The sequence below is a fragment of the Pseudomonas sp. B20(2017) genome, assembly GCF_002113125.1.
In the GTDB taxonomy this organism is placed as follows: Bacteria; Pseudomonadota; Gammaproteobacteria; order Pseudomonadales; family Pseudomonadaceae; genus Aquipseudomonas.
Window position 1 is genome coordinate 44,753 of the sequence record NZ_NEJP01000003.1, and the last position, 12,856, is coordinate 57,608.

The following is a 12,856-nucleotide window of genomic DNA, read 5'->3' on the forward strand; positions in this document are numbered from 1 at the left end:
ACAACGTTTAGTGCATGAAACCTTCCATGAACCCGGCCACCCGGCTGGCAAATTTGCGCCGCCAGGGCGCAGTCGCCGGGTTGGCCAGGGTCTGGTCTTCGTGGACGAAGCTTTTGATGATCGCGTTGTAGCCGAGCCAGCGACACGGTTCCGGCTCCCAGGCCCGCAGCGCGTGAATCCCGCCGTCGGGCAGCACCCACGGTTGATGCGTCAGCTCGGTGTCGCGCTCGAGAATCAGATCGGCCAGTGTGCGACCGCCCAGATTGGAAGCGCCGACACCCTCCCCGCCATAGCCGCCGGACAGTGCGATGCCGTTGACCCGGTCACAGAGCATGTGCGGTTTGAAATGCCGGGACATGCCGAGGTTGCCGCCCCAGGCGTGGGTAATCTGTACGTTTTTCAATTGCGGGAAGAGTTCGCCGAACAAATAGCGGCGCAGCTCGACTTCATCGCGCGTAAGGTCGAAGTTGTGGCGCAGCTTGCCGGCGAACTGATAACCGCCACGGGCACCGAAGATCAGCCGGTTATCGGCGCTGCGCTGGCCGTAAGTGACCTGACGGCTGAACTCGCTGAAAGCCTGGCCTCGGCTCAGGCCGATCGCGTCCCAGGTCGCGGCTGACAACGGCTCGGTGGCAACGATCAGGCTCTGCACCGGTAATTGATAACGGCCCAGCGGTGGCAGCGTGACGGAATAACCTTCGATAGCCGGAACAATCCAGCGGCTGCGCACGCTGGCCTTGTCGGTACGCAGGCTGCCGGCCTGCCATTGGGTGACCGGGCTGTTTTCGTAGATCTTCACCCCCATGCTTTCAACGGTTCGCGCCAGGCCGCGCACCAGTTTCGCCGGGTGAATGGTCGCCACGTGTGGCGCGAAGATGCCGCCGTAAGGTTTGGCGATGCGCAGCTGCTGCGCCAGCTGTTCGGGGCTGAGCCAGCGGTAATCGTCGACGGTCAGGCCCTGAGCGTGGAGTTTTTTCAGGTAGTCGCGAAGACTCACTTCCTGCTCGGGATAGCGCGCGGCGCAGTACAGCACCCCGCCTTTGCGGTAATCGCAGTCGATGCCTTCGCGTTTGAGGACGACTTCTACTTCATCAGGAATACTGTGCAACAGGTTGAACGAAGCGCGGCGTTGTTGTGGCGAGAGGCCCGCCAGCAAACGATCCTCGCCCAGCAAATTGCCCATCAACCAGCCGCCGTTGCGACCGGATGCGCCGAACCCGGCGGTTTGCGCTTCGATGATGGCGATGTTCAGGCTCGGCGCCTGTTGTTTCAGGTAGTACGCAGTCCACAGCCCCGTGTAACCGGCGCCGATGATCGCCACGTCGACGTCCAGGTCCTGCGCAAGCGAGGGGCGCGCGGTCAGCGGCTCATCGAGTTGATCCATCCACAAACTGATAGTGCGCCACGCCGGCATGCAAGACTCCGCCAATCCAGGGTTCGATGGCGACGATCCTAGAGGCTGGACTCAGGAATTGTCTTGCGCGCGTGTCCGCAAAGAAATTTGCTTCGCGTAGGCCTTGGGCGACTGGCCGGTGTGCTGGCGAAAGCAGCTATAGAAAGCCGACAGCGAATTGAAACCGGCGGCGAAAGCCAGTTCATCGATGCGCAGCGGCGGCGTAGCGTTGTCCAGCGACTGCAATAGATGTTGCAGACGAGCCTGATTGACGTACCGGTAGAAACTTTGCCCCAGCACCTGATTCAGCAAATAAGAAATCTGGTTGCGGCTGTACCCGCACTCCTTCGCCACCCGTTGCAGATCGAGTTCGGGGTCGAGATACGGTTGCTGACGCTGGAAATACTGCTGCAAGTCATCGGCCATGAAACTCAACTGGCGTGGCGACAGACCGAGGCGACTCACCGCCGGACGTTGGCTGGTTGCCGTAGGGCTGTCGGCCTGTTCGCGCACCAGCGACGCATATTCGTTGACCCGCCAGATCTGCCCGTCCTTGACGGTGATCGCTTCGCTGGAGCGAAACGACACCAGCCCGTTGCCGCCGCGCAGCGTCACTTCGTATTGAATGAAGGCGGTGTTGCCGTCGATGCGGATGCGGTCGCAATGCTCCAGCGCTTCGTCGGATTCGCGCGGCATGCTGACCCGGACGTACTCGCGCAACTCGTCGAGGCCGAGCACGCGGTTCTGGAAGAAATCGTTGTACTGAATGTCCGGGTGGTACAGCGCCATCACGCCATCCAGGTCCCGGTGTTTCCAGCACAGGTGATAGCGCATGACCGTTTCGGCCGTGGCCCGCGTCTGTTCCGGGCCGTCATCATCGGCGTGCATAAGGGGCTCTTGGAAAAAGAACCGAGCTTGCCCAACTTCTGGTCCTGCATCAACAACCCGACCGTAATGGCACTTTGGCGACGATTGGGGTGGACCGTGACTTACATCAAAAAAATCCGCGCAATCGCTAAATGAACTGAAAATTCTCACAGGAATTTCACATCCAGATGCTACTTTTAAAGGCAGTCACCGGTTGAGCCAATGAAGGCTCTTCCCACCTACCATGAGCAAACGGAAGCGCTCGATGAAGAAGGCGGGCAACACATGAATAAAGGGTCAAGCAAGGTCACGTTCCCCAATGCCTGCCAGCTGATGCGCTGGCATTTTCATCCCATGGGTTTCGAGGCGACCATGGATGCGCCGGGCAGTCTGGTCGCGCGCCTGTTCGATCGGGCCAGCGGCGAAACCCTGATCGCGATCGCCGGCATTCCCTGTGCCACGGTGATGAACGCGGCGGATGTGGAGCGAATAATCGAAGCTGTTGAGGACGAACTGGAGGCTTTTATTCCTCCGGAATCGCTCAAGAGTTACGCGTAACTAACTGATTTTCAATAAAAAGCCCGCCATGTGCGGGCTTTTTTATGGGCGCTGAATTCAGGCTGTTTTCTTTTCCGGACGATGATCGACGAAGAACGGTTTGCCTTTGGCAACCCGGTCCGAAGCCCGGGGCATGTTGACCGCCTGAGTGTCTTGCGGCTCGACGTACCAGTAACAGTGGCTGACCGCGCGAGTTATGCCGACGTAGGCCAAGCGCAGGATTTCGTCTTTTTGCGCGCTGTCGTACGGCTCGCTGTCGCCGGCCTTGCCCAGCCCAGCCATGCGATACAGCTGATTCTTGTACGGCGAACTGGTCAGGTGCTGGCAATCGCCCAGCAGAAAAACCGCGTCGGCCTGCAGCCCTTTGGCGCTGTGATAGGTCAATTGTTTCAGGCGCCGCGATTCGTACGGCAAGCTAGAATCTACATTAACTACAGACTGAATATGCTGCTCTATCAATAACTTATCGCTACTTTTTCGATAGAGCATCAGGATTGAATCGCCCTTTCGATAGTGTTCCGCCAAGCGCTGGCCGAGCGCCTGATCGTCGCGCTCCAGTACGTTGACCGGTTGCAACGGTCTCTCCTCGCCGCTCGCTTTGGCCTTCTTGCCCGGGATCGCCGGCGCTGCACGAACGATGTGCTCCGCCGCGTCGATGATGTGCTGATGGCTGCGATAGTTGTCGCTGAGCATCACCCGGGTCGTGTTCGGCGACGGGAACTCCTTGTTGAATTCCATGAAGTAGCTCGGCGAACTGCCGCGCCAACCGTAGATCGATTGCCAGTCATCGCCTACGCAAAGCAGCGACGATCGCTGCGCGCCTCGTCCGACATGCATCGCTGGGCCGCGACTACGTATTTCCGACAGACTGGCGCGAATCCACGAGACGATCTGCGGCGAAACGTCCTGAAACTCATCGATCATCAGGTGCGACATCGGCCGCAGTAATTCATCGCTGAGCAGTTTGAAGTTTTCCGGCGAGAGCTCGCTGAACAGTGCAAACATGCGGTTGTAGGTCATGACCGGTGGCTTCTGATCCAGCAAATGGTCTTCCAGCGCTCGCCAGAAAAGACTCAAGGCTTCGAAGAAAAACCGGTCCGGATCGTCCTTGGCGAAACTCATTCGGCCAACGGCGTCCGGCACATCCAGGCCCAGGTTCTCGATGAAACCGGCGGCGGCAACAAAACAGTCCAGCAACGGCGCGGACGCCAGCTCGCCTTTGACCTTGTAATCGAAGCCGGGACCGGCGCTGACATCGCCTGCAAGCGTGGCCAATAATCGTTTTGATGACTCGTAACTATCAAGCCAAATCAATGGTTTACGACAGAAAGCTTGAAACAGGGTGCGCTTGACTGCCCACTCTGCACGCACTGTCAGCTTGGCGTTGGGACGGCAGACCTGCGGGTTTTCCCGAGGGTCGAAACCCAATACCACCCAGGCATCCAGGCTCGGAATGTAGCCGTGGCAATGGAATGACGCGCCGTTGATTTCGAATGTCTGACGGCTGGGTTCGATGCCCTTGATCGGCCAGGCGTCGGCGCGGAGCCACAAGTCCTCGATCATGTCGCACAGCTCTTCATCGCGGCGAGCCGCCAGCTCTGTTACAGCGACGCGCTTCTGCACGTCCGGGTGATCGCGCTCCAGCTCCTTGAGCTGCAAGGCGTGCCGGGACAACGGCTGGATCAGTTGTGCAAAGCGCGGGTCTTCTTTGTAGAGACGGTGGTAACAGGCGTTGAGCTGCTGGCGCTGTGCGTCGTTGATGCGCAGATCAAACGGATTGCTGTCGACGTCTTCATCCCCACCCGGCGCGCGGTGGCTGAGGTTTTCGAATGCCTGCAAGCGCTCGAATCCCGGCAGGCTGCGAACCATCGGCAAGATCCGCGAGTGAAAGGTGCGCACCAGATCCCGTGCATCTTTCTGACTGAGTGCCCGGCCCCACAACGCGAAAAGTTCGATCAGTTTGTTGATGAAGTCCTTGCGCGACTCTCGAGTGAACGTCACCACGGTCATCGAATCGAGCTCGAAGCCCAGATAATGAGTCAGCAGCAGGATCCGCAGCACCAGCGTGGTCGACTTGCCGGCTCCGGCGCCGGCAATCACCGAAGTTGACGGGGTATCGCTGAAGATCATCTTCCACTGCGCCGCGCTCGGCTGGGCGTGGGCCGGCAACAGACGCGCGACGTCAGCTTTCATGCGTTTCTTCAGTTCAGCGCTAAGCGGCAGTCGCCAGTCGTCGAACAGGTGATTATCGATACCCGGCGGGCGATGCTCGGTATTGCGGCTGTCGCGGATCAACAAGACCTGGCGACCCTCTTCCAGCCCGTCAGCCTTGCCTTCCTTGTACCCGTAATCCACGCCGGCGGTATGCCCGCTGCGAAAACCGTCAGCTTGGCCGTGCAGCCACGAGGCCCGGTGCTGAGCACGCAGCTGCGTCAGACCGTGGCCAAGGAAACGCGCCGCCAGGCGTTTGAACCAGGGCATTTCGGCCAGGGGGCGAAGTTCGGGAGGAAGATCGGGGGTGTGTTGCGCCACGCTGACGGACTCCGGATGTGAGGCTGTTGAGGGCTATGGTGTCTGCATTTGCTTTTTTGTTCTAGCGAAATGCTTACAGGTCATTGGTTTAGGCGATGAATTGAAGGTGGGATGAGACGGTTTTGAACCTTTTTTATATCAATCGATTCGATGGGAATACTGCACTTTTTACGCTTTTTATCGATGATCGACTGATAGATGATGCTTGCCATCAATCACCCGGTCTCGCTTCGTGGCTCAGGCATCACGCCCCATGACGAACCTTTTGAGGAGACGATCATGCTTGAACTCAGACCTTTCAGCTCGCTGGGCGGCGCCCATCACGGCTGGTTGGATGCCCATCACCATTTTTCGTTCGCCGAGTACTACGATCCGCAACGCATGAGCTGGGGCAACCTGCGTGTGTGGAACGACGACATCATTGCCGCCGGCACGGGTTTCCCTACTCACCCGCACCGCGACATGGAGATCATCACCTACGTGCGTGAAGGTGCGATCAGCCATCAGGACAACCTGGGCAACAAAGGCCGTACCGAAGCGGGCGACGTGCAAGTGATGAGCGCCGGCACCGGGATCGCCCACAGCGAATACAACCTGGAAGCCACGGACACCAAGATTTTCCAGATCTGGATTCTGCCAACCGAAACCGGCGCACCGCCGTCCTGGGGCGCCAAACCGTTCCCAAAAGGCGACCGCGAAGGTTTCGTGACCCTCGCCAGCGGCAAGGACGGGGACGATCAGAGTCTGCGTATCCGCGCTGACGCGCGTTTGGTGGCGGCCAATATCAAGGCCGGGGAAACGGCTGAATACCGCCTCGATGCAGGACGCCGGGCGTACCTGGTTCCGGCTACGGGCGTGATTGAAGTCAATGGCTTGCGCGCACAAGCTCGAGACGGTGTAGCGGTGGCTGATGAACAGGTGTTGACTGTCACGGCGCTGGAAGACAGCGAAATCGTATTGGTGGATCTCGCCTGATCGCATGAATCGCGGGCACAAAAAAGGGCGACCTCAGGGTCGCCCTTTTCCGTTGCCTGGATTTACTGGGTGCTGATCGCACCGTCTACCAGAGTCTGCGCTTCAGCCACCAGTTGCTTGAGGTGGTGGTCGCCGATGAAGCTTTCGGCGTAGATCTTGTAGATGTCTTCGGTGCCCGACGGACGCGCAGCGAACCAGCCGTTTTCGGTCATCACTTTCAGGCCGCCAATGGCCTGATCGTTGCCTGGAGCCTTGCTGAGAATGCTCTGGATCTTCTCGCCCGCCAGCTCGGTCGAGGTGACCTGCTCCGGCGACAGCTTGCTCAGCAGCGCTTTTTGCTCAGGATTGGCCCTGGCGTCGACACGCACCGAGAACGGCTCGCCCAGCTCATCAGTCAGAGCACGGTAGGCCTGGCTCGGGTCGCGGCCGGTACGGGCAGTCATTTCAGCGGCCAACAGGGCTGGAATCAGGCCGTCCTTGTCGGTGCTCCAGACGCCGCCGTCCTTGCGCAGGAACGAGGCGCCGGCGCTTTCTTCGCCGCCAAAACCCAGCGAGCCGTCGAACAGACCATCGGCAAACCATTTGAAGCCGACCGGCACTTCGTACAGGCGACGGCCCAGACGCTTGGCCACGCGATCGATCAGACCGCTGCTGACCACGGTTTTGCCCACGGCTGCGTCGGCACGCCATTGCGGACGGTTCTGGAACAGGTAGTCGATAGACACCGCCAGATAATTGTTCGGTGCCAGCAGACCGCCGGATGGCGTGACGATGCCGTGGCGATCGTGATCCGGGTCGCAGGCGAAGGCCACGTCAAAGCGTTCTTTGAGACCGATCAGGCCTTGCATGGCATGGCTGGACGATGGGTCCATGCGAATCTGCCCGTCCCAGTCGACGGTCATGAAGCGGAACGTCGAATCGACTTCCTTGTTCACCACGTCCAGGTCCAGACGATAGTGCTCGGCAATCGCCGACCAGTAGCGCACCCCTGCTCCGCCCAGCGGATCGACGCCCAGGCGCAGTTTGGCGCCGCGAATGGCATCGAAGTCGATGACGTTGATCAGGTCGGCCACGTAGGTGTTGACGTAGTCGTGGCGATGGGTGGTGCTGGCCTTGAGCGCCTGCTCGTAGCTGATGCGTTTGACGCCGGCCAGTTTGTTGGCCAGCAACTCGTTGGCCTTCGCTTCGATCCACTTGGTGATGTGGGTGTCGGCCGGGCCACCGTTGGTTGGGTTGTACTTGTAACCGCCGCTTTGCGGTGGATTGTGCGACGGCGTGATGACGATGCCGTCAGCCAGACCGGACGTACGACCACGGTTGTAGCAAAGAATGGCGTGGGAAACCGCCGGGGTCGGGGTGTATTCATCACCTTCGGCGATCATTACGGTCACGCCGTTGGCCGCCAGCACTTCCAGGGCGCTGGCCCCGGCCGGGGTCGACAGTGCATGCGTGTCGATACCAACGAACAGCGGCCCGGTGATGCCCTGGGCCTCGCGATACAGGCAGATCGCCTGGCTGATAGCCAGCACGTGCCATTCGTTGAAACTCAAATCAAAGGAGCTACCCCGGTGCCCGGAGGTGCCGAACGCCACTCGCTGGGTGGAAACCGAGGCGTCGGGTTGACCGGTGTAGTACGCCGTTACCAGTCGCGGGATATCGACCAACAATTCTGCCGGTGCCGGTTTGCCCGCAAAAGGACTGAGTGTCATGCAAAACCTCTGAAATAGAGTGGTTCAGGAAATTACAGCGGAGTTTACTGGCAGTTAGACCGGAGCGCGACGGGAACTATCCGGTGCAAAGGGAGTGTTTAAACACATCCGTCCGCGGGGCCAATCGCAATGCGTCCCCGAGCAGTCCGACAAGTATTAACAGCTCGTCCTCCGCTCCGCCGGTCACACCAAGACGCAGGCTCTGATCATGCAATCCCTGAATACTGAACAACTCCCCAGGTGCAATCAATACGTTTTGTTTCAGCAGTCTTTGAAACACCGCGTCCATTGTTATCGGGTGCCGGGAACGAAGCCAGATCGTGCCGCCGCCCTGCGGCTCGACAACATCCAGCATTTCCCCCAGGCGTTCATGTATGAGTTCGATCCATGGCGTGCGTCGTTCCCTGAGTTGACGTTTGAGAACGCTCAGATGCAGATCGACTCGTCCGCTTGCATGCAGACGCGCAATGGCTCTCTGGCGGATCGGAGATAGGCGGAACGAACGCAGCAGGAAATGACGTTGCAGATCAGGGTGCCATTGCCGCGACAGTACAAAGCCGTAGGGAGCCTCGACGCCGATATATTTCTCGAACGAGGAAAACACCAACAAGCGATCAGGGTCCAGCAGCTCGCGCAGCGGCCGGTCCTCCATGTCGTCCAGCAACTCGCCATGACAGTCGTTTTCCAGCACCCAGGTCCCATGGCTTACGAGCAACTGCGCAATCGCATGACGGTTGTCCCGAGGAAATCGACTGCCATGGGGCATCCGCAATTTCGAGGACAGCAGGATCAGGCGAACAGGTTCGGCGGTGAGCAACGCTTCGAGTTTTTCTGTATCAAACGTACCGTCAGTTTGCACCGGCAATTCGATGACCCGCACGTCGAAAGACTGGAGCAGGCGCAGGATCACCCATTCGCAGGGTGATTCGACCAGTACGGTTGCGTGGCGCAGTTCGAGGACTGCGATCAGTATTTCCAGCACCCCTCTCATGTCCGCACCGATATAGACATCCTCGGCATGCCAGCTATGTGTCGCGGATGAGGTGTAACGCGCTGCGAGCAATGTGCGCAATTCAAGCTCGCCGCAAGGCTGGGCCGGTGCTTGCAGGTGCCTTGGATACTGGCGCAATAACTCTCTCTCCAGCATCAGCAGCGGACGATCCAGAGGTTGAACCGAGGCCGGGTCATCAGCGCTCAATACCCGCATGCCGGAGCATCTGGCGTTGACATAGACCGTTTCCAGCAGGTCCCCGCCTCGCCCCGGGGTCATGAACGCTGATGTCGGTTGCGCGAAATAACCCGACTTGGCCACGGAATAGACCCGGCCTTCTTTCTCCAGCAAGGCATATGCGTACTGGATGGTCGAAATTGACACGCTCAACCGTTCGGCAAGCTGCCTTAACGATGGCAGGCGAATCGCCCCCTGATTGCCCGGCTCATTGATCAGTTGGGTCAGGTAGCGATAGACCGCCTGATAGGCAAAATCAGTTTCTCGCGAAATGCTCATGAGCCAGTGTCCACATCATTTTTCCCGTGCTCGAGCGATACGATCACCTTCACCCTTCCGCCGAACGGTCACCCAGGGAGACCTCGCGATCTGACAGCTCCGGTTTTTTCGCTGCCGGCATGTCCATCCGGATGCCGCCCATCGCGTACAAACGGCTGATCAGCCGGACGGGCAATCCGCTGACATCGGTCATCCATTGCAATACTTGCTCCGGTGCGTGCAACCCCTGCATGGCGCGGTGCAGTTCCGGCATCGCGACCAGCATGCCCGGATGGCAGGTGCGCAAAAAACGCTCAAGCCCGACACCACCATCGATAAAGGGGGCGAACAGCAGACAGGTCAGTTGTGGTTCATTGACGCTGAAGTTTCGTTGCAGAGATGAGGTAGCCAGCGATCTGTGTTCGTCGAGATCGGACAGATTGCCGAATGTCGCGAGGAAACGTTCGCAGAGCTGTTCCGGCGCGCCACTGCGACGCATCGACGCCAGACAGTTCTGCAAATACTCCGCCACACCGTCTTCGTAGCTGCGCCCTTCGATATGACTGGCCTGCAGGCCGCTCAGGTAAGCCCCTATCAAGGGATCGGCGCATTCGCCGGTACGGACTTCGAACATCAGTTCATCGGCCTGGAAGCCGAGGAAGTCACTGAGCAAGGGCCATCGTTCCTCCATCTTGCCGACAACCACGTCGTCGATGCCGATGTAGCTGGTACGTCGGCAGGCCTCGAACTCTCCAAGCGGTCGCCATGATGCCAGTTCCGCTTCGGGGTACAACGCGCGGTAACAATCACCGCCCATGCTGTCGAGCAAGCTGAACAGTTCACCGAATCCGCCAGCCGTTCTCGGCAAAGCGCCAATGTTCGCCTTGCGCGCGGCTCGATCCAGACCTTCGATGAATTGCTCCTGATTGCTCACGCTTTCACTGCCGATCAACGCATCGACACCATTGCTCCAGCGTGCGACCTGACCGTAGAACTCGGCCGTGGTCAGATACAGGTCATCCCATAGCACCAGCCCCTCATCCCATCCGCGACGATGCCCCAACATCAGCAGATTCAAGCGACCGGCCTCACGGCCTTCGTCGCTGACGCACGTCTGATGACTGAAAGGGAGCACCTCGCGATGATCCACCATCAGAAGCTCAACCCGCGGATCGTCATACAGAAACAACGCGCCGAAACTACGATGCATGTTTTGCAATGCCGAGGCCGGCGCGCCGCTCCAGCGCTGGGTCGCAACCCGCAACTGGAACGTACCCGGCGCGCGTCCGGCGATACTCAATTGCGCCGCACGCAACAGAGCCAGGTTGTAGCAACAGTCACGTGTGCCGGACTGATTCACCAGGACCTTGAACTCTCCGATGCGATCCATACCGCCAGCAGCGACCGCCAATCGCTGAATCAGCAGTTGCAACGCCGTACGCTCGGCACGGGAAAAGAAACTCAGCAGGCGCTGCAATACTTGCTGGTAGACATAGTTCATTGCCTGATCATGGATCGTGCTCATCAGTACTTCACCCGATATCAAAGGTTTCATATCGCGCAGCCACGAATAGCGGATGCACAATCATTCTTCATTAATTAATAGACGCTAAATGCTAACACTTAAGCTTTTGTAGTTATTTGAAACAGTTAAGCCCAATGGATTTAGGCCGGGCAGACACATTCGCGCAACCCCTTGTCGGTACAGGGTTTTCCGCAAGGCAACCAATACTTAGGAAACGTCTTACAGAGTCCTGCGCAAGATGAGCACAAGAAAAAAAGAAGGGATTACGTAGCAGCCCTACAAATATTAAACAGGAGTTTGATGTTCGCCTATAAACAGCCGACTGATCTGGTACGAGACAAATAGAATGCACAGCCATAGCTCATTCCTTGAGATGAAAGTAGTCATTCAATTATCAGGGTCTGAATGGCGATTAGAAGATACAGATCGAGAACAAATACCAGTTCAGTTGCTGAACTTCCCCAGGCGCCTGGCCCAGGGTTTCTCGATGTCTGAAGGAAGGTACGCACAAGAGTCCGTGGGGCCACGGACTCTGATCGGAAGGGTCAGGCAGGTTCGATTTGCAGGGCGACCCGCTCGCGGCAAGGGCATTCATCCATGTACCGGTGAGCTTCGACAAACTCGTTGAACGCGAACACACGAGTCTTGAGCGGCAGCAGCACACGGTCGGCGGTGAGCTGGTTGATATCGCGCAGGGCACGCTGCAAGGCGACGTGATCCTGAATGATGCCCAGCTCCGGCTTGCCGGTGAAGTTGCCGATGCAATGCACGAAGAACTGAATGTTCTTCTGGAACGCTGCGCAGGCCGGGAACGGTGTCTGGTTGCCACCCTGCAATCCGTACAGCACCAGACTGCCACGCGGTGCCAGCACATCGCCAAGCAGCGACATCTGAGGGCCGCCAAGACCGTCGAACACCACGTCGACACCGCGGTTGTCAGTGATCTTGTTGATGCGCATCAACAGGTCTTCTTCTTCGGTAACGATCACTTTCTCGGCACCGAGGGACAGCAGGTACTCACGCTCCTCCGCCGTCTTGGTGGCAGCAATCACCCGCACACCCAGCGCCTTGCCCAACTGGACGAAGGACGGACCGGCACAGTGGCTGGCGTCGGTCACCAGGGCGAACTGGCCGGGTTTGACCCGCGCCAGATCAACGTAACCGAAATAGGCGATCAACAGCGGCGTGTAATGCACGCTGGCTTCGATCGGGCTGAGCACGTCCGGATAGCGGGTCAGCGCAGTACGCGGCAGAACGATCAGTTCGCCGTAGACCGGGTAATCATTGGGGCTTTCGGCCGGGAAACTGGCCACCTTGTCGCCCACGGCCAGATCTTCGACGCCATCGCCGATGGCTGTGACTACGCCGGCCATTTCATGGCCAAGGCCTGAAGGCAGACGCGCCTGGGACGACGCCAGATTCTGGCGCCAGAGCGTGTCATACCAGCTGATGCCGATCGCCTCGACACGCACCTGCACTTCGCCAGGACCTGGCTGAGCAGCCGCATGCTCTTCGCATTTGAGCACCTCGGCTGGACCAAACTTGTGAAAACGGATCGTGCGGGACATCGCAAACCTCGTCAAAGTAACCTCTAATGCCATGAACTCTATCTGGGCTTTCCAGCCAAGACTATCAGTGGCTATTAATAGTCGACATGCCTGTCATTGATTCCGCAGCATGGTCAGCATTGAGAAAATCCATGAAAAAACTGCTGCCGCCTTCTCAGTAAAGCTGAATTACCCGGTGCAGACTACCAGCCTTTCCCCGTAAGATTCATGCCGGCCATTGTTCTCATATGGTCGCTCTCGTCA

Annotated in this window: 9 protein-coding genes; 2 read left to right on the plus strand and 7 right to left on the minus strand. The window is 58.6% G+C overall.

Annotation, left to right across the window (positions count from 1 at the left end; genetic code table 11):
• Positions 1-7: 7 nt before the first annotated feature.
• Positions 8-1,414 (minus strand): FAD-binding oxidoreductase, encoded by a 1,407-nt coding sequence (locus CAF63_RS05425; protein WP_085683697.1) that lies wholly within the window; start codon positions 1,412-1,414, stop codon positions 8-10.
• A 51-nt stretch (positions 1,415-1,465) separates the two neighbouring features.
• Positions 1,466-2,281, minus strand: a complete 816-nt coding sequence (locus CAF63_RS05430; RefSeq protein ID WP_085683698.1) for an AraC family transcriptional regulator — start codon at positions 2,279-2,281, stop codon at positions 1,466-1,468.
• Between the two features lie 264 nt (positions 2,282-2,545).
• Between CAF63_RS05430 and CAF63_RS05435 the strand changes: the two genes are divergently transcribed.
• A complete protein-coding gene (locus tag CAF63_RS05435; RefSeq protein WP_011334086.1) occupies positions 2,546-2,818 on the plus strand; it encodes a DUF1652 domain-containing protein in 273 nt (90 codons plus the stop codon).
• A gap of 57 nt (positions 2,819-2,875) precedes the next feature.
• Here the strand turns inward: CAF63_RS05435 and CAF63_RS05440 are convergent, their stop codons facing one another.
• The gene (locus tag CAF63_RS05440) at positions 2,876-5,350 is read right to left on the minus strand and encodes a UvrD-helicase domain-containing protein (RefSeq protein WP_085683699.1); all 2,475 of its coding nucleotides are present in this window, start codon (positions 5,348-5,350) and stop codon (positions 2,876-2,878) included.
• Between the two features lie 279 nt (positions 5,351-5,629).
• On the opposite strand from CAF63_RS05440, the gene CAF63_RS05445 reads away from it, so the two are divergent.
• Positions 5,630-6,325 (plus strand): pirin family protein, encoded by a 696-nt coding sequence (locus CAF63_RS05445; protein WP_085683700.1) that lies wholly within the window; start codon positions 5,630-5,632, stop codon positions 6,323-6,325.
• 62 nt (positions 6,326-6,387) lie between these two features.
• On the opposite strand, the gene pgm is transcribed toward CAF63_RS05445, so the two are convergent.
• From pgm to CAF63_RS05465, 4 genes are all read right to left on the minus strand, one after another.
• Complete coding sequence (gene pgm, locus CAF63_RS05450; RefSeq protein WP_085683701.1) at positions 6,388-8,034, minus strand: phosphoglucomutase (alpha-D-glucose-1,6-bisphosphate-dependent); 1,647 nt, start codon at positions 8,032-8,034, stop codon at positions 6,388-6,390.
• A gap of 76 nt (positions 8,035-8,110) precedes the next feature.
• Entirely contained in the window at positions 8,111-9,541 is a 1,431-nt protein-coding gene (locus tag CAF63_RS05455) for a PLP-dependent aminotransferase family protein (RefSeq protein ID WP_085683702.1), read from the minus strand.
• Between the two features lie 49 nt (positions 9,542-9,590).
• A complete protein-coding gene (locus CAF63_RS05460) occupies positions 9,591-11,045 on the minus strand; it encodes a hypothetical protein (protein ID WP_085683956.1) in 1,455 nt (484 codons plus the stop codon).
• 545 nt (positions 11,046-11,590) lie between these two features.
• A complete protein-coding gene (locus CAF63_RS05465) occupies positions 11,591-12,613 on the minus strand; it encodes a zinc-dependent alcohol dehydrogenase family protein (RefSeq protein WP_085683703.1) in 1,023 nt (340 codons plus the stop codon).
• Between the last annotated feature and the right edge of the window lie 243 nt (positions 12,614-12,856).

Coding starts and splice junctions, on each gene's coding strand:
- CAF63_RS05425 (WP_085683697.1), bottom strand. CDS start 1,414: ATGCCGGCGTGGCGCACTATCAGTTTGTGGATGGATCAACTCGATGAG.
- CAF63_RS05430 (WP_085683698.1), bottom strand. CDS start 2,281: ATGCACGCCGATGATGACGGCCCGGAACAGACGCGGGCCACGGCCGAA.
- CAF63_RS05435 (WP_011334086.1), top strand. CDS start 2,546: ATGAATAAAGGGTCAAGCAAGGTCACGTTCCCCAATGCCTGCCAGCTG.
- CAF63_RS05445 (WP_085683700.1), top strand. CDS start 5,630: ATGCTTGAACTCAGACCTTTCAGCTCGCTGGGCGGCGCCCATCACGGC.
- pgm (WP_085683701.1), bottom strand. CDS start 8,034: ATGACACTCAGTCCTTTTGCGGGCAAACCGGCACCGGCAGAATTGTTG.
- CAF63_RS05455 (WP_085683702.1), bottom strand. CDS start 9,541: ATGAGCATTTCGCGAGAAACTGATTTTGCCTATCAGGCGGTCTATCGC.
- CAF63_RS05460 (WP_085683956.1), bottom strand. CDS start 11,045: ATGAGCACGATCCATGATCAGGCAATGAACTATGTCTACCAGCAAGTA.
- CAF63_RS05465 (WP_085683703.1), bottom strand. CDS start 12,613: ATGTCCCGCACGATCCGTTTTCACAAGTTTGGTCCAGCCGAGGTGCTC.